17 protein-coding genes are annotated in these 22,564 nt (G+C 42.0%); 1 reads left to right on the top strand and 16 read right to left on the bottom strand.

Annotation, left to right across the window (positions count from 1 at the left end):
- Positions 1–239: 239 nt before the first annotated feature.
- From C3F34_RS08215 to C3F34_RS08150, 14 genes are all read right to left on the bottom strand, one after another.
- Complete coding sequence (locus C3F34_RS08215) at positions 240–800, bottom strand: TPM domain-containing protein (RefSeq protein WP_044739686.1); 561 nt, start codon at positions 798–800, stop codon at positions 240–242.
- Positions 794–1,843: a TPM domain-containing protein gene (locus tag C3F34_RS08210; RefSeq protein WP_104441388.1), complete on the bottom strand. Its 1,050-nt coding sequence runs from the start codon at positions 1,841–1,843 to the stop codon at positions 794–796. Before C3F34_RS08210 ends, C3F34_RS08215 begins: the two co-directional genes overlap by 7 nt.
- A gap of 26 nt (positions 1,844–1,869) precedes the next feature.
- The gene (locus tag C3F34_RS08205; RefSeq protein ID WP_044739688.1) at positions 1,870–2,460 is read right to left on the bottom strand and encodes a LemA family protein; all 591 of its coding nucleotides are present in this window, start codon (positions 2,458–2,460) and stop codon (positions 1,870–1,872) included.
- A 142-nt stretch (positions 2,461–2,602) separates the two neighbouring features.
- A complete protein-coding gene (locus C3F34_RS08200) occupies positions 2,603–3,481 on the bottom strand; it encodes a metal-dependent hydrolase (protein ID WP_044739689.1) in 879 nt (292 codons plus the stop codon).
- 192 nt (positions 3,482–3,673) lie between these two features.
- Positions 3,674–5,095: an FAD-dependent oxidoreductase gene (locus tag C3F34_RS08195; RefSeq protein WP_044739690.1), complete on the bottom strand. Its 1,422-nt coding sequence runs from the start codon at positions 5,093–5,095 to the stop codon at positions 3,674–3,676.
- A 69-nt stretch (positions 5,096–5,164) separates the two neighbouring features.
- On the bottom strand, positions 5,165–9,640 hold the full coding sequence (gene gltB, locus C3F34_RS08190; protein WP_104442319.1) for a glutamate synthase large subunit: 4,476 nt from the start codon (positions 9,638–9,640) through the stop codon (positions 5,165–5,167).
- Positions 9,641–10,086: 446 nt separating this feature from the next.
- The gene (locus tag C3F34_RS08185; protein ID WP_104442318.1) at positions 10,087–10,959 is read right to left on the bottom strand and encodes a hypothetical protein; all 873 of its coding nucleotides are present in this window, start codon (positions 10,957–10,959) and stop codon (positions 10,087–10,089) included.
- Positions 10,960–10,969: 10 nt separating this feature from the next.
- Complete coding sequence (gene aroB / locus C3F34_RS08180) at positions 10,970–12,052, bottom strand: 3-dehydroquinate synthase (protein WP_044739715.1); 1,083 nt, start codon at positions 12,050–12,052, stop codon at positions 10,970–10,972.
- 20 nt (positions 12,053–12,072) lie between these two features.
- Positions 12,073–12,615, bottom strand: a complete 543-nt coding sequence (gene aroK, locus C3F34_RS08175) for a shikimate kinase AroK (RefSeq protein ID WP_044739692.1) — start codon at positions 12,613–12,615, stop codon at positions 12,073–12,075.
- 37 nt (positions 12,616–12,652) lie between these two features.
- The gene (pilQ, locus tag C3F34_RS08170; RefSeq protein ID WP_171284997.1) at positions 12,653–14,767 is read right to left on the bottom strand and encodes a type IV pilus secretin PilQ family protein; all 2,115 of its coding nucleotides are present in this window, start codon (positions 14,765–14,767) and stop codon (positions 12,653–12,655) included.
- A 60-nt stretch (positions 14,768–14,827) separates the two neighbouring features.
- Positions 14,828–15,355: a pilus assembly protein PilP gene (locus C3F34_RS08165; RefSeq protein ID WP_016168706.1), complete on the bottom strand. Its 528-nt coding sequence runs from the start codon at positions 15,353–15,355 to the stop codon at positions 14,828–14,830.
- Positions 15,352–16,098: a type 4a pilus biogenesis protein PilO gene (locus tag C3F34_RS08160; protein WP_044739694.1), complete on the bottom strand. Its 747-nt coding sequence runs from the start codon at positions 16,096–16,098 to the stop codon at positions 15,352–15,354. The genes C3F34_RS08165 and C3F34_RS08160 overlap by 4 nt, the downstream gene beginning before the upstream one ends.
- The gene (locus C3F34_RS08155) at positions 16,095–16,772 is read right to left on the bottom strand and encodes a PilN domain-containing protein (RefSeq protein WP_044739695.1); all 678 of its coding nucleotides are present in this window, start codon (positions 16,770–16,772) and stop codon (positions 16,095–16,097) included. The genes C3F34_RS08160 and C3F34_RS08155 overlap by 4 nt, the downstream gene beginning before the upstream one ends.
- Positions 16,772–17,830, bottom strand: a complete 1,059-nt coding sequence (locus C3F34_RS08150; protein ID WP_044739696.1) for a pilus assembly protein PilM — start codon at positions 17,828–17,830, stop codon at positions 16,772–16,774. Before C3F34_RS08150 ends, C3F34_RS08155 begins: the two co-directional genes overlap by 1 nt.
- Before the next feature lie 165 nt (positions 17,831–17,995).
- Between C3F34_RS08150 and ponA the strand changes: the two genes are divergently transcribed.
- Entirely contained in the window at positions 17,996–20,521 is a 2,526-nt protein-coding gene (gene ponA, locus C3F34_RS08145) for a penicillin-binding protein PBP1a (protein ID WP_104441387.1), read from the top strand.
- A 48-nt stretch (positions 20,522–20,569) separates the two neighbouring features.
- Here ponA and C3F34_RS08140 read toward each other — a convergent pair whose 3' ends face one another.
- Together C3F34_RS08140 and mraY are read right to left on the bottom strand one after the other, a co-directional pair.
- The gene (locus tag C3F34_RS08140) at positions 20,570–21,373 is read right to left on the bottom strand and encodes a putative RNA methyltransferase (protein ID WP_104441386.1); all 804 of its coding nucleotides are present in this window, start codon (positions 21,371–21,373) and stop codon (positions 20,570–20,572) included.
- Positions 21,374–21,444: 71 nt separating this feature from the next.
- Positions 21,445–22,563, bottom strand: a complete 1,119-nt coding sequence (gene mraY / locus C3F34_RS08135) for a phospho-N-acetylmuramoyl-pentapeptide-transferase (protein ID WP_044739699.1) — start codon at positions 22,561–22,563, stop codon at positions 21,445–21,447.
- Position 22,564: the final 1 nt, after the last annotated feature.

The raw sequence follows: 22,564 nt of genomic DNA, 5'->3' as shown, positions 1-22,564 counted from the left end.
TAGTTTTTTTTAAGCTTTGTAAAGCAAGAAGCGCTTTTGTATGCTTTGTTTATAATGAGCACGGAATGTGCCAAGATTTATTATAGTTAAATCCAACAAAAAAACAGCACCTTAGCCATGTTTTTTTTAAATAAATTTCACTCATTATTCTCTCAATTTTGACAAAATACACACATAAGTGACAAAAATTGACAGATCATGATTTAATAATGATCATATTCATCCTTTTGTTCTCATGCTTAATCTAGAATAATGGGCTCATTGGGTAATTCATTCATTTGCTCAATTTCTTTTTCAGCATAAAATTTTTGTAATAATTTTCCGATGCTAGAAATTGCGTGTATGACTGCCTCATTATACTGATGTTGGCCAAATTGCTGCACCAAATTCTGACAAATTGAATTCCACACCTCTTGCCCCGTCATTTGCTGTAATCCACGATCAAAGACTAGCTCGACCTGTTTCTCACATAAGTTTAAGTACAACAACACCCCACTGTTATGTTCCGTATCCCAAACACCCAATTCCGCAAATAACTGCTCTGCACGTTTTCGTGTATTTTGCCGATAGGCTTGCAAACATGGTAAATGCCCTTCAATCACCACCTGAATTTCACCAATATGCCCTTGTTCGGCATGTTGTACGGCCGTTGCAATGCTTTGTAAATCAGCAGCTTTGAAATAGCGGTGCGTATGAGAAAAATAGCAACAGTGCTTGAGCCAACGCTTAAAACTAGGCTGAACATGTTCCTGTAATTTCGGTGTTGTGACTATCTGAGTTGAATCTGTTTTTGTTACCATGAGCCTGAAGCACCTCCTCCACCAAAACCGCCGCCACCGCCTCGATAGCCACCACCTCCACCAAAGCCGCCTCCGCCAGAACCTCGTCCAGAGCCTGAAGCCAGTATTTGTAAGATCAACTGCGCCAATGAGGTCACCAGCAGTAAGAAAATACCTAATCCAACCAAGAGGCTGGTCAATACACCTACACCACTGACCAAGCCTGCAACCACACCTGCCACACCCGCAGTCGCTGCACTGAGGCGTTTACCCATCATCATCGATGCAAAGGCTCCAACCACAATAATAATTAAAGCATAGGTCCAGAGTTGTGATCGTGCGTTTTGTTCATGTAATGCCTGAGCTTGTTGCTCTTGTAATTCTTGTGCTGCTTGTTGCGCAATTTCAGGGTCTAGATTCAGAATCCGCTCAATCTCACTGAGTCCAGATTGAATGCCTTGAGCATATTGGGCTTGTTTAAAATATGGCGAGATCTCATTACGAATAATGCGCCCAACCACAATATCAGGTAATACCCCTTCTAAACCGTAACCCGTTAAGATCTGAATTTTACGATCATTGATTGCAATGACCATGAGTAAGCCATTATCGCGCTTGGCCGTTCCCAACTGCCATTGTTCAGCCACTCGCATGGCATAATCAAAAATGGCTTCCTGCCCCGTGGTAGGCACAATCACCACACCAATTTGCGCTTTACCTTGTTCATACAATTTTAAAATGTGTTGGCTCAAGGCCTGTTTATCCAAATCAGACAAGATATTGGCTTGATCAATCACAGGTGTATTCAAGCTTGGCAATTGGCGCATTTGCCCATCAGCCAAATCATTTGCTACTTGTACTGAGGATGCTGCCTGTTGTTGAGCATCTAAAGGTTGCGTGCCTTTTTTTGCCTGCTGAATAACCTGACCAATCATCACAGCATCTTCTGCATGATTGACCGTGGAAGATGCTTCAGCCCAGCAGATTGAACAGAAAATTAAAGACAGCAAAGCACCTAACAGGAAACGTATAGCCTGTTGGATTGGGTACTTTAAGCAATACATTCACTTATTCCAGTTAAGTTAAATGTTTAATCAAAAGAAACTTTGGGGGCAGTTTGCGCACTTTGTTCCGCACTAAAGTTTGGCTTGGTGTGCATGCCAATGACTTTTGCAGTCATCACCTGCGGGAATTGTCGTACATAGGCATTGTAATCTTGCACCGTGGTGATATAGCGATTACGCGCCACAGCAATCCGATTTTCAGTACCTTCCAGTTGCACTTGTAAATCACGGAATTGCTCATTGGCTTTTAAATCAGGATAATTTTCGGATACCGCAATTAAACGTGATAATGCACCTGTTAGCTGACCTTGTGCTTCTTGATACTTTTGAAAGAGTGCTGGATCTTCCAAAACTTCTTTATCGACTTTTAAACCTGCCACGTTGGCTCTGGCTTGTGTGACTTCAGTAAGCACTTGCTCTTCATGTTTAGCATACCCCTTAACCACATTCACCAAATTCGGTACCAAGTCTGCACGACGTTGATACTGGTTTTGTACTTCTGACCAAGATGCAGTCACAGCTTCATCTTTAACTTGTAAAGTATTATAGCCACAGCCTGTTAACATCAAGCTCCCGCTCAACAACACAACTAGCGTACTCTTTTTAATCCACAGCATCGTTCAATCCTCATCTTTTTCTTGGCATGTCATTTCTTATTGAATGCAAATATTGTAGACCGAATTGATTTTCGTTGTGTTTGATTTATTTAATCGCCCATCGAACAAAAAAGTCGAGAAAATTCCCGACTTTGATCTTTAATCATGACACAGCTTCCGTCTCAATCAAGAATTCTTGCATCTGATAATCCTCTACCAAACGCTGCTTCCAGTAATTCACAATTTGACTATAGTCATGTGCCGCAGGATGGAATTCCTTTCGGTAATAGCTCAAATATTCAGGTGCTAATTGAATCAGCATTTTCAGTAACAAATAGCCGCCAAAAAGATTCCCTCTCAGTTTCAGTAAACTTTTATTACGATCTTGCCAAAACAAACGACTAGCCGAATAAAAAGTTAAACTGGCAAAACCTGTAGTGACACTGCGCATTATCATGCGACGGATTGCATCATCCCCATAAACATGCTGATAAACATCAAATGCTACTGACCGATGTTCAATTTCTTCTATGGCATGCCAGACCCATAATTTTTGCGCATCTTCCTCCAAAGTACTGAGAACTTCAGGATGACGTAAAATATATCCTCCCAATAGCGCGGTAAAATGCTCAAAGGCACAGGTAATTGCCAACTGGATTTTGGGATGTAAGTTTTTGACATGATGGTCTTTGCGTGCCAACCAATCTTGAAAACGATCTAAATTATAGTCTTCACGTCGCCACGCTTGATTAAACTCCATGTGTGCTTTGGAATGCATAGCTTCTTGTCCAATAAATGCAGCAATTTGGGCTTGCAACTGTGCATCGGTTACCTGATCCCTTACATTACGCACGCTATGTACAAAAAATTGCTCGCCTATTGGAAAGGTGGAAGACAGCGCAGTCAATAAATGCGACATCACAGGTGAGTTAGCAAAATAATGGCGACGAATGGCTTTGGGATTAAACTGCAATTTTCGAACAGTAATTCCGTGCGCTTTAGGACGATTTAAGTATGATTTTTCTGTCGTCTGTTTCAGCATGATGAATTCTCAACATTAGCAAAGTTCAGATACTCAGTATCTAAAGGTCATGTCCTTCACTAAATGGCAAAAATGCTTAGCTGATTAACCAAAAGAGTCAACCTGACCACTGGTAAGCGATTTATAAACCAACAAAAAACCCACCGAAGTGGGTTTTTATAAATCTAGAATGTTGAACGAGGTAAATCCTTCTTACACATCTAGGTAATCTAAAATACCTTCTGCGGCTTGACGACCTTCCCAGATAGCGGTTACAACCAAGTCAGAACCACGCACCATGTCGCCACCCGCGAAGATTTTCGGGTTAGACGTTTGGAATTTATATTGTTGTTTTTCAATAGCAACAACTCGACCCGAACCATCTAAACCAATATTCGCCCCTGCAAACCAGTCAGCAGGACTCGGACGAAAACCAAATGCAAGTAATACTGCATCTGCTGGTAAAATTTCTTCAGAACCTGGAACAGGTTCTGGGCTACGACGACCACGACTATCTGGCTCACCCATTTGTGTGGTTACAAATTTCACACCAGTCACTTTTCCATTTTCACCAACAATTTCAATTGGTTGACGGTTGAATAGAAACTTTACACCTTCTTCATAGGCATTTTTAACTTCACGCGCAGAACCTGGCATGTTGCTTTCGTCACGGCGGTATGCGCAAGTTACATCATGCGCGCCCTGACGCAATGAGGTACGGTTACAGTCCATTGCAGTATCGCCACCACCCAGCACAACCACTTTTTTACCATCAACACTGATGTATTCGCTTGGATCTTTTTCCCAGCCTTGGCAACGGTTCACATTGGCAATCAGAAAGTCCAGAGCATCATAAACACCATCCAGATCTTCCCCTGGGAAGCCACCTTTCATGTAGGTATAAGTCCCCATCCCCATGAACACAGCATCATAATCTGCAAGTAACTGTTCAATGGTAATGTCCGTACCAATTTCGGTGTTTAAACGGAACTCAACGCCCATCCCCGTGAAAATTTCACGACGACGTTTCATCACGTCTTTTTCCATTTTAAATTCAGGAATACCAAAGGTTAATAAACCACCAATTTCAGGACGTTTATCAAATACTACTGGTTTTACCCCGTTACGCACCAAAATATCAGCACAACCTAAACCCGCAGGTCCAGCACCAATAATCGCAACTTTTTTGTTGGTCCATTTCACATGGGACATGTCTGGACGCCAGCCCAAAGCAAAAGCCGTATCATTGATATATTTTTCGGCATTACCAATCGTTACTGCACCAAAGCCATCATTTAAGGTACATGCCCCTTCACACAAACGGTCTTGAGGACAAACTCGACCACACACCTCTGGTAAGGTATTGGTTTGATGGCAAAGCTCCGCTGCTTGGAAAATACGACCTTCAGCAATTAATTTTAACCAGTTTGGAATGTAGTTATGGACTGGACATTTCCATTCACAATATGGGTTACCACAGCCTAAACAACGGTGGGTCTGATTGGCAGCCACTTCCGCAGTAAAGGGTTTATAAATTTCCACAAACTCTGCTTTGCGGACAGTAATATCTTTTTTCTCTGGGTCTTGGCGTGCGACATCCAGGAATTGAAAGTCATTATTTAGGCGCTCTGCCATGTCTCTCTCCGTGGGTAGGTGCAGTCATTTTTCTCTGCTGCACCTGCCTATATATCTGCAGTAGTGGAATTATTGTGGATCAGCTTTGGTCGTTTTCAAAAGCGTAAGCAAGTTAGCAGCTTTTGGTTTTACAAGCCAGAATTTACGGCTGTAAAAATCGAACTCGTTGCGGATCTTGTACGCCCACGCACTACCTGTTTCAGCAATATGCTCATCTAGAATACGCAATAAGAACTCTTTATGCTCTTCCATCGATTCTGTTGAGATACGGTTCAACTCAATTAACTCGTGGTTGTAGTAGTCGACAAAGTCATTATCCAAGTCAAGTACATAAGCAAAACCACCTGTCATACCCGCACCGAAGTTGTGGCCAACTTTGCCCAGTACCGTCACTACACCGCCTGTCATATATTCACAGCAGTGGTCACCTGCACCTTCAATGACAGCAAAGGCACCTGAGTTGCGTACTGCGAAACGCTCGCCCGCAGTACCCGCAGCAAATAACTTACCGCCTGTCGCACCGTATAAACAAGTATTACCAATAATCGCAGTTTCTTGTGTTTGGAACGGTGAACCTTTTGGTGGGAAAATCGATACGCGACCACCCGCCATGCCTTTACCGACATAGTCGTTCGCATCACCTTCAAGCTTGATATGCAAACCACCTGCGTTCCACACCCCTAAAGACTGACCCGCAGTACCTTTCAGGTTCATCACAACAGGATGCGCTTCCATATCTAAATTGCCGTAACGACGTGCAATTTCACCAGAGATACGTGCACCAATTGAGCGATCACAGTTACCAACCGTGAAGCTATATTCACCGCCCGTACCCGCTTCAATTGCTGGCAACATTTCTGTCACCATCTGCTCTGCTAACACACCTTTATCGAATGGTGCATTGCCTTCAACTTGACAATATTGTGCCTTACCTTCAGCCGCAGGATGTGACTCAAGCAGTGCACTTAAATCTAAGTGAGCGTGCTTTTCAGTTTCACCTGGCAATACTTCGAGCAAGTCAGTACGACCAATCAAATCTTTCAAGCTAGCTACACCCAATGCCGCTAACCATTCACGTGTTTCTTCCGCAATAAAGTGGAAGAAATTGATCAACATTTCAGGTTCACCAATGTAGTGTTCCTGACGTAAATGATCTTGTTGTGTTGCAACACCAGTTGCACAGTTGTTCAAGTGGCAAATACGTAGGTATTTACAACCTAAAGCAATCATTGGTGTTGAACCAAAGCCGAAGCTTTCCGCACCTAAAATCGCAGCTTTAACCACGTCTAAACCAGTTTTTAAACCACCATCGGTTTGTACACGAACTTTCCCACGCAGGTCATTCACACGAAGCGCTTGATGTGCTTCAGAAAGACCCAACTCCCATGGTGAACCCGCATGGTGAATTGATGAAAGTGGAGATGCTGCTGTACCACCGTCATAACCTGAAATGGTAATGAAATCGGCATAGGCTTTTGCAACACCTGCGGCAATTGTACCTACACCTGGCTCAGAAACCAGTTTTACAGAAACCATCGCTTTTGGATTGACTTGTTTCAAGTCAAAGATCAATTGCGACAAGTCTTCAATCGAATAAATATCGTGGTGCGGAGGTGGTGAAATCAATGTCACACCTGGCACCGAGTAACGTAAACGTGCAATTAAGCCATTCACTTTACCACCTGGCAACTGACCACCTTCACCTGGTTTTGCACCTTGCGCCACTTTAATCTGCAACACTTCAGCAGAAGTTAAGTACGCTGGTGTTACACCAAAACGACCAGATGCAATCTGTTTGATTTTTGAGTTACGAATCGTACCGTAACGTGCAGGATCTTCACCGCCCTCACCTGAGTTCGAGCGACCACCAATCGTATTCATAGCAATTGCAATTGCTTCATGTGCTTCAGGAGACAATGCACCCAAAGACATACCCGCAGAGTCAAAACGTGGCAAAATTGACTCAACCGACTCAACTTGCTCTAAAGCAATCGAGTTATCTGTTTTTAACTTAAATAAGTCACGGATGGTTGCAATTGGGCGATGATTCACCAGCTCAGCATATTCTTTAAAGTCAGCATAGTTACCTGAACGTACTGCTTTGTGTAAAGCATTGATCACATCAGGGTTAAATGCATGGTATTCCTTGTCGAATACAAACTTCAATAAACCGCCCTGATCGATTGGCTTACGTGATTTCCAAGCAGTATCAGCCAATTTTTTCTGATCATTTTCAAGGTCAACAAAAGTTGCACCTTTAATACGGCTTGGCACACCAGTAAAGCATTTGCCTACAACTTCTTCAGACAAACCTACTGCCTCAAACAACTGACCACCGCGGTAAGATGCTACTGTTGAAATCCCCATTTTTGATAGGACTTTAAGTAAACCTTTATCAATACCTTTACGGAAATTTGCTTGGGCATGAATTGGATCACCCAATAACTCGCCTTTTGCAATCAAGTCATTGATTACATCGTAAGCTAAATATGGATAAATTGCTGTTGCACCAAAACCTAAAATCACTGCAAATTGATGTGGGTCACGAGCAAAACCAGTTTCCACAATAATGTTGGCATCTGTACGTAAACCGACATTAATCAAGTGATGATGTACTGCACCTGTTGCCATTACAGCATTTGCAGGTAAATAGCCTTCACGGATTTTCTTATCCGAAAGTAATAATAAAGTTTTGCCATCACGAATTGCTTGTGCAGATTCTTCACAGATACGCGTGATTGCTGCCTCTAAACCTTCACTCTCAGCGTAGTTCAAATCGATATCTGCAATTTCATAACCCTTACGACCTAAAGTACGGATTTGATGCATTTTCGAGTTTGACAGTACAGGACTTGAGACAATTAAACGATCTGCATGTTCTGGACCTTGTTCAAACACATTTTGCTCACGACCAAAGCATGTTTCCAATGACATCACAATTGATTCACGTAATGGGTCGATTGGCGGATTTGTTACTTGCGCAAACTGTTGACGGAAGTAATCTGATACATGACGTACTTGACGCGACAACACCGCCATAGGGGTATCATCACCCATTGAACCTACAGCTTCCTGACCACTTTCAGCAATCGGACGCAGTAGTTGATCACGCTCTTCAAAGGTCACCATAAACATTTTTTGCGCTGCTTTCAGGTCATCACCTTTTAAGCCTTGCTCACACAAATATTCTTCAAGTTCTGGGCTGCCTTGCAGGCGAATTGAATTTTCACGCAACCATTCACGATATGGACGCATTTTTTTCAAGTGGTTGCTGACATCTTTAGTATCAAGCAATTTACCAGTAAAGGTATCTACTACAAGAATTTGACCAGGACCAACACGACCTTTAGAAATTACATCTTCAGGCTGATAATCCCAAACACCAATTTCAGAGGCTAAAGTAATGTAACCATTTTTGGTAATCACCCAACGCGCTGGACGTAAACCATTACGGTCTAGCATACAGATTGCATGACGACCATCCTGAATAACTAAACCTGCTGGACCATCCCAAGCTTCCATGTGCTTCGAGTTAAACTCATAGAATGCACGTAAGTCAGCATCTAAAGTTTCAACGTTTTGCCAAGCTGGTGGAACCAACATACGCAGTGCACGGAACAGATCCATACCACCGCCAACAAGGATCTCAAGCATGTTATCCAAGCTTGAAGAGTCAGAACCAGTACGATTTACAATCGGCTTAAGCTCAGTTAAACCTGGCAATAATGGATTTTCAAACTTCGGCGTACGCGCCATTGCCCAGTTACGGTTTGCAGTAATGGTGTTGATCTCACCATTGTGTGCAAGGTAACGGAATGGTTGAGCCAATGGCCAACGCGGTAAAGTATTGGTTGAGAAACGTTGGTGGAATACCACGATATGTGATGCTAAACGCTCATCTGCAAGGTCTGTATAGAAGTCTGCAATTGCAGCAGGCATCATCAAACCTTTATAGCTGATGACAGTTGAACACAGTGTTGTGACATAAAATGATGGATCATTGCTAAGTTGCTGCTCTGCACGACGACGTGCCAAGAATAACTTACGGTTAAATTCAACCTCAGTAACTCCCATAGGGCAGTTCACAATAATTTGTTCAAAGGCTGGCAAAGATTGCATCGCAATTTCACCGAGTGCTGCATTGTTGGTCGGCACTATACGCCAAGCCAGAACGCGCAAACCTTCGTCTTCAATTTCTTTACTTAGAATTTGCTTTGAATGTGCAGCGATTGCTGGGTCCAAGTTAAGGAAAACTGTACCAACAGCGAAAATTTCACTGAGAGTAATATCGCTCAGTTTTTTTGCTTCTTCGCGGAAGAACTGTTTCGGCATCGCCAATAATAAACCACACCCATCTCCGGTCTTACCATCGGCGGCAATACCACCACGGTGGGTCATACAGCTCAAGCTATGAATAGCGGTCTTGACCAGATCATGACTCTCGTCCCCTTGCATATGTGCAATAAGGCCGAAACCACAGTTATCTTTAAACTCATCCGGTTGGTATAAACCTTGAGCGGGAGCTACAGTATTAGGCGATGGCATGTGCATAGCGTACCCTTCTTTCTACTTGGCCCTGAATCGGGCGCTGACTATCTAACTTCTTTGCGACTTAGTCTAACTTTCTCACACTAAGATCAATTTAATGCAATCATCTTGCACTCTCATGTCAAAGATAGACTGAATTTATCTTTTGTACATGACCGAAATGCAAAAAACTATTGCGACTTTTGCGCACTCTTTTAAAGCAAGCAATCTTGATGTTTTCGCACACTCTTTGAATCTTTTCGCGCCAAAATAGTGACATCAACTCAAATCATGCACCATTTAAGCAAAAAATATGCCAACTTGAGATTATCAAATCTAATTCTTTTAAATACAGAAATATCAAGTGTTCGACCTGAATTAGAGCATTTGAAGCTTTATATTAATTGCACCATTTTTGCGCATTTAATTATTGGTATAGCACAATGTGCTCTATTTTAGAACGATTAATTAAACGGATCTGCAATTTCTTGGCGCACAGGCGAATTTGAATTGGTCGATGAAGTGGCTGATTTGGTTCCTGTCTCTGCATGCGATTGAGATTTTTGCACATCAATCACATTGCCTTCAGCATCTCGACGAGTCACAGTTGTACTGGTAGATACATTACCCGTATCTGAGCTATTCGCTGTTGTACCCGCAGCTTTCGGTTTACTTAAATCCATTAAAGCTGCATCTGGTTTTGGCAAAGCTGCAGGACTTAATTTAACTTCATACAAAACTGAGGAACCTTGTAACTCCTCCATCCCCATATCATTGACTTGTGATGCATAATCTTCCAAGGCTATCACTTTAGGGTGGACAGAAGCAGGCAATTTAAAATTGAGTTGCTCGCGTACTTGATTCGCTTCTCTTTCACTCGAATATAAACCGTAAAATAAAACATATCGCTCTTGTTGTTGATCCCCAGCCAATCGCAAATAAAAATAATTTTTTCGATCACCCTGTTTATTTAAAAAACTTTTAATAATGTCTTCTTCAGTCACACTAAATAATTCTAAGCTTGACTTATTTTTCTGCTCCTCAATGAATTTACTTCCTCGGAATTCATTCGAATGATTTCCCGTAGCAATAACTCGAGTAGTCTGTGTAATAGGGCGAACTTCTTCTTGTAAGGTGCCTAAATTGGTTGTAGCTGTGACACGGGCTGGTTGGATTTGCAGCTCAGCATCAGACTCCACCTTTTTATTTACTTCGACCAGCTCTTCACTACTGTCCGATCCTGCCCAAAATATCAATGCCACAAAAAGACATAACACTCCGCCCACAAGCCAGATATAACCCTGTGTATTTTTCCAATATTTGCGGAGTGTTGTCATAATTTCACCTTTATATTGTTTGATTGGCAAGAATCGCCTGTTTCATCAGTTCAACATCAAACTCTTTGGTAATGATTGCTTGACCCAACTGTTTTAACAGCACCAATCTAAGCTGACCATTCAGTACTTTCTTGTCATGCGCCATATAACCCAAGAAGTCATCCAATGGAATTGCCGGACATACTATCGGCAAACCTGCACGCTGTATGATTTTTTTTGTACGCTCTGAGTCTGCTACAGAAATCCAACCCATACGTTGTGATAAATCTGCTGCCATGACCATTCCCGTTGCAACAGCTTCACCATGCAACCACACCCCATATCCTAGATAGGATTCAATCGCATGACCAAAGGTATGACCTAAATTCAACAATGCACGCTCGCCTTGTTCTTTTTCATCATTTGCTACAATACGCGCTTTATGTGCACAAGAACGATAAACCGCTTCAGCCAATAAATGAGGATCACGTGCGACCAAGCCATCCATATTTGTTTCAAGCCAGACTAAAAAATCCTCATCTCCGAGCAAGGCATACTTAATCACTTCAGCTAAACCAGCAGACAGTTCACGATCAGGCAAGCTTTTCAATTGAGACATATCCGCCAGTACCACTTGTGGTTGCTGAAATGCCCCAATCATATTTTTACCCAAAGGATGATTAATCCCCGTCTTACCGCCAACACTAGAATCGACTTGTGATAATAATGTCGTTGGGACTTGGATAAAATATACACCACGCTGGAAACATGCTGATGCAAAGCCCGCCATATCACCAATCACTCCACCACCCAAAGCCAATACTGTACAATCGCGGTTAAAGCCTGCTTCAAGCAAAGCATCAAAAATCAAATTAAGATGTTGAATATCTTTATATTTTTCACCATCAGGCAAAACACAAGTAGCAACCTTTTTACCCAATGCGTCAACAGCTTTTACATAATGCTCTAAATACAAAGGCTGAACGGTGGTATTGGTCACAATCATGACTTGCTGCCCGAGAATATACGGCGCCAGTAAATCATGAGGGTTTAAATCACTACCAATGAAGATAGGGTAACGGCGTTCACCGAGTTCTACATATAAAGTTTGCATGAGTTCAATTACTTCGGTATTCAATCAATAGGTTGTGTGGTAATCATCGTTAAGATTTTATGTGCAAGATCTCGTGCGGCACCTTGATTGGTTTCAATAATATAATGAGCCACATCCCGATATAAAGGATCACGAATCGCAAGTAAATCACGCAGTTTTTGCTCAGGATTTTCAACCTGTAGGAGAGGACGGTTTTTATCGCGATAAGTACGCTGAAGTTGAATTTCAACAGGAGTATAGAGATAAACAACAATACCACGTTGTTTTAAAAAATTACGGTTGGGAGCCTGAGTCACTGCACCACCACCAGTGGCCAAGACCAAATTTGGTCGGGCAGTCAACTCATCAATCACAATAGTTTCACGGGTACGAAATCCTGTTTCACCCTCTTTCTCAAAGATCCAAGGAATGGTCGCACCTGTTTTTCGTTCAATCTCATGATCACTATCGAGAAATTCACGGCCCAACAATTCTGCCAAATGCCGTCCGACTGTTGTTTTTCCTGCCCCCATTGGCCCTACCAAATAGATATTTGGTAGGGAATTAAACTCTTTGCTTGGCAAGGAGTCACCTATTAATTTTGTTTAAATTGAAAATATATTAATGATTTCTTGAAACACTGTCATTAACAATTCGTGGTGTCACAAAAATCAACAGCTCTTGCTTGTCATCCGACTTGGTATCTTTTCTAAACAATCTTCCGATATAAGGAATATCCCCCAAGAACGGCACCTTAGTTTGCGAGTTACTGGTTGTCTGCTCAAATACACCACCCAAAATCACTGTTTCGCCATTATTGACCAAAACATTGGTCGTAATTGTGTTTTTGTTTAATATCAACTCACCATTTGGCGCTTCGCCTGCAATCGAGTCTTTCGCAATATCAAGCTGCATTTGCACTTTACCGTCTGGGGTAATACTTGGCGTAACTTCCAAACTGAGCAGCGCTTCTTTGAATGAGGTAGTTGCTGTTGAGCCAGAAGCAGAGTTCGTTGTGGTTTGATAAGGTACTTCTTGACCTGTCGCTACCTTGGCCTTTTGTTTATCTCCAGTCAAAACTTTTGGTGTTGAAATCACCTCACCATAGCCATCTGCTTGTAAAGCTGAGAGCTCAAGATCCAACATAAAATCGGACAGGCTAATCAAGCTAAAAGCAATTTGACCCGCAGGATTGGTCACCCCCAAATCAACGTTTAAGTTATCCGGACGCTGAATAGTGTATTTTCCATCATCATCTGGGGTTTTTAAATCCCATAAAGTTTGATCACTACCACCCACTAAGAGATCGTTATTGCTATTAATCCCTTGTGAAAGAATCCCCCACTTCACTCCCATCTCTTTAGTAAATGAAGTAGATGCTCGTACGATGCGTGCTTCAACCATAACCTGCTGTACTTGTACATCCAGCAAATCAACCATTTTTCTAATTTTGTCTATGTTTTGCGCTGTATCATTTACGATTAACGTATTCGTACGATCATCTGAAACAATACTTCCTCTTGAACTTAATAAACTTTCTAAAGCTAAAGAGTCTTGATTATTTACACCTGTATTTTTACCAGCTTCCTTTCTAGAATCTGTTACAAGTTTAAAAACATCCGCAGCTTTAGCATAACTTAAACGCAAATATTCAGTTTGAATTGGTGCCAACTTAACACTCTGCGCTATCGCTTTGGCTTCGTCTTCTTCAGACTTAATCAATTCAGCAACTGGCGCAATCCAAATCACATTACCATTTCGACGCTTGTCTAAATTTTTTGTTTTTAAAATAATATCAAGAGCTTGATCCCATGGAACATCTTTCAGACGCAAGGTGATATTGCCTTGTACCGTATCGGCAGCCACCATGTTAATACCAGTAAAATCTGCCAATAACTGCAATACACGACGTACCTCAATATCTTGGAAATCCAATGAAATCTTCTTACCCGTGTAGTTATTAGCTGTACGCGGTTTCATTGGATTCTTATCGACAGGACGCTTTAAGCTGATCGTTAACTTATTCTCAGCTTGGTAAGCCATGTACTCGTAGCTACCAGAGGACTGAATAGTAATTACACCACTATTACCATCATTATAAGCATCTACTGTTGCCACAGGTGTTGCAAAATCATTGACATTGAGGCGGCGAGTCAAATGTGCCGGAATTTTACTTCCCAACATACGGACCACAATTTTACTCCCTTGTTGCTGCACATCTGCTGGCGTATTGCTGCCGAGCAAATCAATAACAACCTGACCTTCACCTTCTGAACCACGCTGAAAGCCAATATTGGAAACACCTTGTGATGGTGCTTTAGCCGTTGTTGCTACAGGAGTCGCAAAACTATTATCAGTCGCATTTATTTTAAGAATAAAGGTATTACCTTCAACACGGGTAGTGAAAGCACCTGCATCTGCAAGATTAATGGTTAATCGAGAACGCTGCGCGTCTGAAGATACATCGACAGAACTGGCTTCTTTTGTCGCAACCTGAATATTATTTTGCTTTAGTGTTTGTTGCGCTTTATCAAAATCTAAAATCAGTCTTGATGGTTGTTCAAGTTGGTAAGCTTGAGGCTGTGGTGGTATTCCGTTAAACATCACACGAATTTCAGTCCCTTGTCCAGGTACTTGCATAGGTACGACATTCGTGATGCTAACTTGTGCACTGGCAGCTTGCATGACAGCCATGGCAACCGCACCCATAGAGAATTGACGGAAAATATGATTCATTGTATTACCATCCCCAAATATAAAATCTTGAATACTGTTTTTCATTTTTATTCCTTTGAATTAAGGTGCGGGTCCAATTAAGACAAGGCTACGCGGGCGCTCAACATACCCCTCTCGACCATCGGGAATAATTTCCACAAGATCAATCTGTGTAGGCGTAATTTTCACAATTCGCCCTTGATTCATCCCCATGTAATTTCCGACTTGCACACGCTCAATTTCACCATCAGGCGTTTGGATTAACCCCAAAATTTGCCCAGACTGATTACGCATACTCCCCTTCATATTTAAGGATTCTAAAGCATAACTTTCCAATGGCTGCGACTGACGCGAAAAATTCGGATACACTCGCTTACCCGACATAATTTTTAATTCTGCTGCCAAAGAACTCGGCATAAACGGACTTTTCAATTGATGCGCTGCATAATTGAATGTCGGTACAGGTGGGAAAACAGGCGCTGGTTCAATCGGCAAAGGTTGCTGATTACGAATATTTACCATTTCCATGTTTACCGCATCAATACGTGAATCACACCCCACCAAAACCAGCCCGAACATCAAAGCAAATGCTATTTTCTCAAATTTCATTTCTTCGCTCCTTCTGGAGTAACTTGAGCAGGAGGAGTTGTAGCATTCGCACCAGCTGCAACATTTTGATCATCTGAATTACCTATATAGCGATAGGTACGCGCCTTCGCAACATAAGTCACTTGTGGAATTTCAGATTTTTTATCCGTACTAATTGAAGAACTGATATCAAAATCATGTAAGGTCACAATTCGAGGTAATGCTGCAATGCCACTCGCAAAAGAACCAAAGGCATGATAATCGCCTGTCGCTTCAATACTAATTGGCTGCTCTACAAAAAACTCTTGTTTGACTTCAGGCTCTAAACGAATATTTTTAAATTTCAGCCCAGAATTCACACCTGTCACGTTAATGTCTTCAACTAGACCTGGAATTTCAGTTTCCTTTGGCAATTGCTCCAATTGCTGATTAAAGTTCGCCTCCATTTCCTGCAACTGAGCTTGATATTGTTGCAAATTACGTAACTTAGAATCCTTTTCTCTGAATTCATTTAGCAAGTTTTGCTCTTGCGCATGTGCGCTAGAAATCGCATCTAATTGCGGCTTGATTACAACAAAATAGCCAACCGCACAAATTAAAAAGACAATAAAAATCCAGCAGGTAATTTTGACTGATAAAGGCCAACTGCCGTAATTATTCGGGTCCAACGTGTTAAATTGTTGAAAAAACTTATCTACTGTCATTTTTTTCTTAGTTTTAACAACGGCTTCTTGATTTAGATCATCAAACTCATCACGACTCATTGTGCTGCCCCCGCTGTTGAACTAGCTGCTGCATTTGCATCATTTGCCGCTACCGCCATTGAACCTGCAGCTTCATTCGCTGCATCCGTCGGCATAGCAATCTCATCCAGATCTGCAGTTACCACAAAGCTGCCATAACTATCCTCAACACGAGGAACAATCGAACTCGGCGCTTTATTTTTATTATCTTCCACAGCCACGAAGGAATCCATAAAGGCATTACGATACCAAGCTGAAGCTTCTAAATTACGTAAAAATTCAGCTACTGCATTTGGACTTTCTGCCTTACCTTCAATAGTAAATTTATCGCCAATACGACTGAACTTAGTAATATATAAGTTCGCAGGGACGACACGCGCCATTTCATCAATTAAACGCACGGCAATTGGACGTTGACTTTGCAGTCCCTGAATCAACTTCATACGTTCTACAATTGCATTACGTTGCTCTTGTAAACCTTCTAAAGATTTTAGTTGTACATCTAAGTTTTGATTGGTACTGATAATAAGCTGATTCGCTTGTTCTTGGTCTTCAAGCTTATAGTTGTAATAGAACCAGGCCCCTACAACCAATAACACCCCAATTAAAGCCGCCCCAATACAAATCGCAATAAATTCTTTTTTTCGTTTCTCTCTCAGCTCATCACGCCAAGGGAGCAGGTTAATTTTTGCCATTAATCAAAACTCCTCAATGCTAGACCACACGCCACCAAGAGAGAGGAAGCATCATTTTCAATTTTTTTAATATCTATTTTTGGAGAGAAACCCATTTGCAAAAATGGGTTCGCAATCGTGACGCGGTAACCGAGTTTTTGTTGCAATAATTTAGCCAAACCAGGAATATTGGCATTTCCGCCCGCCAATAAAATATGATCGATTTCATTAAACTGCGAAGATGAAAAGAAAAACTGTAAAGAACGGGCAGCCTGTTGCACCACCGCTTCAAGAAACGGCTCTAGCACTTCTACATCATAATCATCAGGAAGCGTACGACTTTTTTTGGCACGTCCCGCTTCTTCAAATGACAGTCCATAACGATTCTGGATTTCTTGGGTCAGCTGCTTTCCACCAAAAACCTGCTCACGGGTATAGATAATTTTGTCATTTTGCATGACCGATAAAGTGGTCATGGTATGCCCAATATCTAAAATACCGACAGTATTCACCCCCATCGGCATAGTATCAGAAAAGACCTTATAGACATTTTCCATTGCGAAGCTTTCAACATCCGCAATTTTAGGTGTGATTCCAGCCAGTTCTAGCACCTCTGAACGCGCTTCGACATTTTCCAGACGTGTTGCCACCAAAAGCACATTGACCCGATTCGGGTTGGCTAAACGACCAGGCAAAACTTCAAAATCAAGGCTGACTTCATCTAAAGGGAACGGAATATATTGTTCAGCATCCATACGGATTTGGACTTCACGCTCATCATCCGTCATATCCGCATCCATCTCGATGACTTTACTGATCACCATAGACGTCGGAATGGCAATTGCTGCTGCATATGATTGAACATTTGCTAAATTTAAAGCGCGCTCCAAAGCCTCCCCAATAGCTTCAGGATTCAAAATGTTCTTTTCAACAACGCTGCCTTCTGGTAACGGGACCAAAGCATAGCTTTCTACCCAATAGCGACCGTTTTTTACAGACAGCTCTAATAACTTAACAGAAGTGGAACTAATATCTACTCCTATTAACCCCTTATTTGGCTTACGATATAACCTGAGCACAATACTATTCCTATTATTTTTTTATCCCCAATAGAAGTAACTAACTAACTGGCTGCGGTCTATAATTTTATACGGATACAATAACTCATTAACAATCCGTATCTGTAAACGGCTATACTGACCACCAATTAGTTTGCCATTAGCTCCTATTAAAACTTACTTGTTATGAAAAAGCTATCTTGTTCAGGCCGTGTTCATCCATTTTTTTTGATCATAATTATAGTTTTGGTCGCAATTCCTATGGGGTTTTATGGCATGTATCTCTATATTGCCCCCTCTTTGCCTGAAATGAGCATCTTAAAAAAGGCTCCTTTATTAAAACCATTACAAGTTTATAGTGCAGATCAGCAACTTATTGCAGAATACGGTGGCAAACTTTCTGTTCCAGTTGAATATGATCAAATCCCAACTACATTTATTCATGCTTTTTTAGCAGCTGAAGATTCAGCTTTTTTTGAACATAGTGGAATTAGTTTTAAAGGCTTAGGACGAGCAGTGAGTGAGAGCATTACTGGCTCGAATGTGCAAACGGGTGGCTCGACCATTACCATGCAAGTGGCAAAAAACTATTATCTGAGTCCTGAACGCACACTCAAACGCAAACTGACCGAAGTTTTCCTCGCCCGAAAGATTGAACAAAATCTGAGTAAAGAAGAAATTCTAACGCTGTATGTGAACAAGATTTTTTTGGGTAAAAATGCCTACGGCATTGCGGCTGCTGCAAAAATTTACTACAACAAAAATTTAGAAGATTTAAGCATCGCCCAAATGGCCATGATTGCGGGGCTTCCCAAAGCCCCTTCAAAATATAATCCCGTTGCTAATCCTGAGCGTGCATTAGAACGTCGCAACTGGATTTTAGGTCGTATGCTTCAATTGGGGTATATCAATCAAGAGCAATATCAAAATGCGATTGCTGAACCCATCAACCTAGATATGCCCGAACGCGGTATCAGCAATCAATTTCCCTATGTCGGTGAAATGGTCCGCGCAGAACTAGTCAGTAAATTTGGCGAACAAGCGATAGATTCTGGCTATAAGGTCTACACCACGATTAATAGCCAGCGCCAATTATTTGCTGAACAATCTGTACAAGATGGTTTAGAAGCCTATGATCGACGCCATGGTTGGCGTGGTGCCGAAGCACACGATAAAGATTTAAAACAATTTACCGCTTATGCCAATACCTATCCTGCCAAAGTCAGCAAAGTAAATGACAACTCTTTTAAAGCCTTTATGCAAGATGGCTCTACGGTAACTGTTCCTTGGTCAGGAATGTCTTGGGCACGCCCCTATCGCAATGCCAACAGCGTTGGTCCAGCACCCAGTCGTGCTTCTCAAATTGTTAAGGTCAAAGATATTGTTCGCTTAAGACCGAATGCAGACAAAACCTCATGGTCGCTGGTACAAATCCCGAAAGTCCAAGGACAACTGATTGCATTAAATCCAAATAATGGTGCAATTGAGGCTGTCGTCGGAGGATATAATTTTTATCAATCTAAATTTAACCGAGCTTTACAAGGCTGGCGTCAACCTGGTTCGACCATTAAACCCTTTGTCTATGCTTTGGCTCTAGAACGCGGTATGACGCCTTTTACCATGGTTAATGATAGTCCTATTACTATTGGCAAATGGTCACCCCGAAATTCAGATGGGCGCTATCTGGGCATGATCCCATTGCGTCGTGCTTTATATTTATCTCGAAATACGGTCTCAGTACGTTTACTCCAAGCTGTCGGTATTGAGCGTACTCGCCAATTGTTTATGGATTTTGGTTTGCAAGAAGATCAAATTCCAAATAACTACACCATTGCCTTAGGTACACCGCAGGTCCTGCCAATTCAAATGGCGACAGGCTATGCCACATTTGCAAACGGCGGTTACCGTATTCAACCGCATTTTATTGACCGTATTGAAGATGCCTATGGCAAAGTCATTTATCAAGCCAACCCAGAATATGCTTGTATTGAATGCATTAATGCAAAAGATGATGTATCTGATTCGGCAGATCCTGTGACACCTGATGATGAAGTGATTGAAGTCACCAATCAAGCTGCTGAAGCCAAAATCAGTGAACCAAGTGCGACCAATCCAGAATACCGTCAAGCACAACGAATTTTAAAATCTAGCTCTGCCTTTGATATGGCTAACATTCTTAAAGATGTTATCCAACATGGTACAGGGCGTGCAGCACTCAAAATTGGCCGTGATGATTTGGGCGGAAAAACAGGAACCACCAATGATGCCAAAGATGCTTGGTTTGCAGGCTTTAATGGCAAATTAGTCACAGTCGCGTGGGTCGGATTTGACCAACCTGCAACCTTAGGTCGACGTGAGTATGGTGGCGTTGCCGCATTACCAATTTGGACCAGTTTTATGGACAACGCGTTAAAAGGCACACCATCGGCGTGGGTACATTTTGACAAAGATGCTAAAGCGCCTACATTACATAACGAAACCCAATTTATTGAGGGCGAGACCAAAAAAGATTACCGCTCTTCACCACCATTGGCTCAGCCGTTATATCGCCCTAAACCAGCCGCTCCTGCACGTGCTCCTGAGCGTGACTTTGATGATTTGCCTGATGATGAAGCCTTGGTTCCAAGTAATCAAACTCCTCCGACAATGCAACCGAATGCTCCAAGTAAGAAATCAGATGCCATTGAACATCTGATTGATCAATTTCAATAATAGACTTACGCAATAAAAAGCCCTTTTCAAAAAGGGCTTTTTATTGCTTTATTTCTTTTGGAATAAATAGAGTTGGAATTGTGCAGTCACTTTAAATTCAACTAAAGCTTCTAAGGCATTCCTGCGCTCTACTTTCGCCTTGTAAGCATAAGGGGTCATTGCAATCAAATTTTTAAGCTGCTGCTGTGGCAGTGTTAAATCTGCACTCACCACTTGCGAATCAACCAAGTCGAAGTCATGCGCCAACTGCTGCACAAACTTATTCGGCTCATGTGGCTTTACCTCTTCAAATAAAGCCTCTCGAATAGCAAATAAGTGTTCAGGTGCTGGTGTGACCACCAACAAATACCCTTTATCCTTCAGTACACGTAATATTTCTTGCTGAGGAATTGGACTAAATAAACTGCTGCACAAATCAATAGATTGATCTAATACAGGTAAAGTCGCCCCCGTACCCACCACCCATGTCACTTCCGAATTCAATTTAGCCGCGACTTGCACTGCATTTTTCGCAATATCCACACCAACACATTGCAACACCTCTGTCTGCATCGCATCAGTGTAATAACCTTCACCACAACCAATATCCAAAAGATTTTCAATGCGCAGTTGACGCAGTTTTTCAACCACGGCTTGCTGCAAAGGCGCATAAAACCCTGCACTTAAAAATGCACGTCGCGCTTGTACAGATTCAACTGTATCTCCAGGGGTTTTACTGTGCTTGTGTTGCACCACATGTAAATTCACATAACCCTGTTTAGCTACATCGTAACTATGACGATTCTCACATTGCCACGTCTTTTCGACTAAACTTAATTTCTCACGACATACAGGGCACATGAGTAGATTCATCATATTCTCCAAAAATTGCCCATAAAAATAAAAAGGTCGGCATATGCCGACCTGATTTTCACGGATTTTGCTTAACGCAATTTTAAGGTCATTAGCCCCAAAACCACCAGCATAATTGTGATAATCCAGAAACGAATCACCACTTGGGTTTCACGCCAACCTTTCTTTTCATAATGATGATGTAAAGGTGCCATCAAGAAAACACGTTTATTTCGCATTCGTAACGAACCAATTTGCAGGAATACCGAAATTGCTTCCACCACAAAGACACCACCCATAATCGCAAATACGATTTCTTGACGTACCATGACCGCAATCGTACCTAGCATCGCTCCAAGTGATAAAGCACCAACATCACCCATAAATACTTGCGCAGGATGCGCGTTATACCAGAGGAAAGCCAAGCCTGCGCCAATCATAGCAGCACAAATCACTACCAATTCAGACGAATATTTTACATAAGGAATATGCAAATAATTGGCAAAACGAACATCACCCGCCAAGTAAGCAAATACACCCAAACCTGCAGCAACCAAGACAATTGGCATAATCGCCAAACCATCCAGACCATCCGTTAAGTTGACTGCGTTAGAAGCTCCGTTAATCACCAGATAGGTAAAGAGAATAAATCCAATTCCTAAAGGAATAACCGACAATGGAATACTGAGGTTCTTGAAGAATGGAATGAGCAAATCCAGCATATTTGCAGTATGAATTGGATTATCTTGTTGCTTGGCAATTACATACAAGGCAATTCCTGCACCTAAAGAGGCAACTGACGTCCAGAAAAATTTCTTTCGTGCTGGCAAACCGGCATTGTCCTTATAACGGATTTTAATCCAGTCATCTGCCCACCCCACAGCACCAAAAATCACCATCACGCCCAAAACGATCCAGACATAAGGATTCGATAGATCTGCCCAGAGTAAAGTGGAAATCCCTATCGAAAGCAGAATCAGTACCCCACCCATGGTTGGCGTACCCATCTTTTTGGCATGGTTTTCTGGGGCAAACGTACTCACCGCCTGACCATATTTTAACGCTTGTAACTTACGAATCATGACTGGACCCAGCACCAATCCAATGGAAAGTGCGGTCAAAACACTGAGTAATGAACGTAATGTTAAATAGCGTACTACTTGGAATGAGCTGTGATAGCCCGCAAGCTGTTCAAATAACCATAACAGCATT

Origin of the sequence: Acinetobacter sp. ACNIH2 (assembly GCF_002934965.1) — a bacterium.
GTDB classification, from domain to species: Bacteria; Pseudomonadota; Gammaproteobacteria; order Pseudomonadales; family Moraxellaceae; genus Acinetobacter; species Acinetobacter tandoii.
The sequence above is the reverse complement of the archived record's forward strand: the minus strand, read 5'-3'. Positions and strand labels throughout refer to the sequence as shown.

Excerpts from the sequence above, each read along its gene's own strand:
- C3F34_RS08215 (WP_044739686.1), bottom strand. The coding sequence starts at position 800 with ATGGTAACAAAAACAGATTCAACTCAGATAGTCACAACACCGAAATTA.
- gltB (WP_104442319.1), bottom strand. The coding sequence starts at position 9,640 with ATGCCATCGCCTAATACTGTAGCTCCCGCTCAAGGTTTATACCAACCG.
- C3F34_RS08140 (WP_104441386.1), bottom strand. The coding sequence starts at position 21,373 with ATGAATCTACTCATGTGCCCTGTATGTCGTGAGAAATTAAGTTTAGTC.
- ponA (WP_104441387.1), top strand. The coding sequence starts at position 17,996 with ATGAAAAAGCTATCTTGTTCAGGCCGTGTTCATCCATTTTTTTTGATC.
- C3F34_RS08210 (WP_104441388.1), bottom strand. The coding sequence starts at position 1,843 with ATGTATTGCTTAAAGTACCCAATCCAACAGGCTATACGTTTCCTGTTA.
- C3F34_RS08160 (WP_044739694.1), bottom strand. The coding sequence starts at position 16,098 with ATGAGTCGTGATGAGTTTGATGATCTAAATCAAGAAGCCGTTGTTAAA.
- C3F34_RS08200 (WP_044739689.1), bottom strand. The coding sequence starts at position 3,481 with ATGCTGAAACAGACGACAGAAAAATCATACTTAAATCGTCCTAAAGCG.
- C3F34_RS08195 (WP_044739690.1), bottom strand. The coding sequence starts at position 5,095 with ATGGCAGAGCGCCTAAATAATGACTTTCAATTCCTGGATGTCGCACGC.
- pilQ (WP_171284997.1), bottom strand. The coding sequence starts at position 14,767 with ATGAATCATATTTTCCGTCAATTCTCTATGGGTGCGGTTGCCATGGCT.
- aroB (WP_044739715.1), bottom strand. The coding sequence starts at position 12,052 with ATGCAAACTTTATATGTAGAACTCGGTGAACGCCGTTACCCTATCTTC.
- C3F34_RS08185 (WP_104442318.1), bottom strand. The coding sequence starts at position 10,959 with ATGACAACACTCCGCAAATATTGGAAAAATACACAGGGTTATATCTGG.
- C3F34_RS08155 (WP_044739695.1), bottom strand. The coding sequence starts at position 16,772 with ATGGCAAAAATTAACCTGCTCCCTTGGCGTGATGAGCTGAGAGAGAAA.
- C3F34_RS08205 (WP_044739688.1), bottom strand. The coding sequence starts at position 2,460 with ATGCTGTGGATTAAAAAGAGTACGCTAGTTGTGTTGTTGAGCGGGAGC.
- mraY (WP_044739699.1), bottom strand. The coding sequence starts at position 22,563 with ATGCTGTTATGGTTATTTGAACAGCTTGCGGGCTATCACAGCTCATTC.
- C3F34_RS08165 (WP_016168706.1), bottom strand. The coding sequence starts at position 15,355 with ATGAAATTTGAGAAAATAGCATTTGCTTTGATGTTCGGGCTGGTTTTG.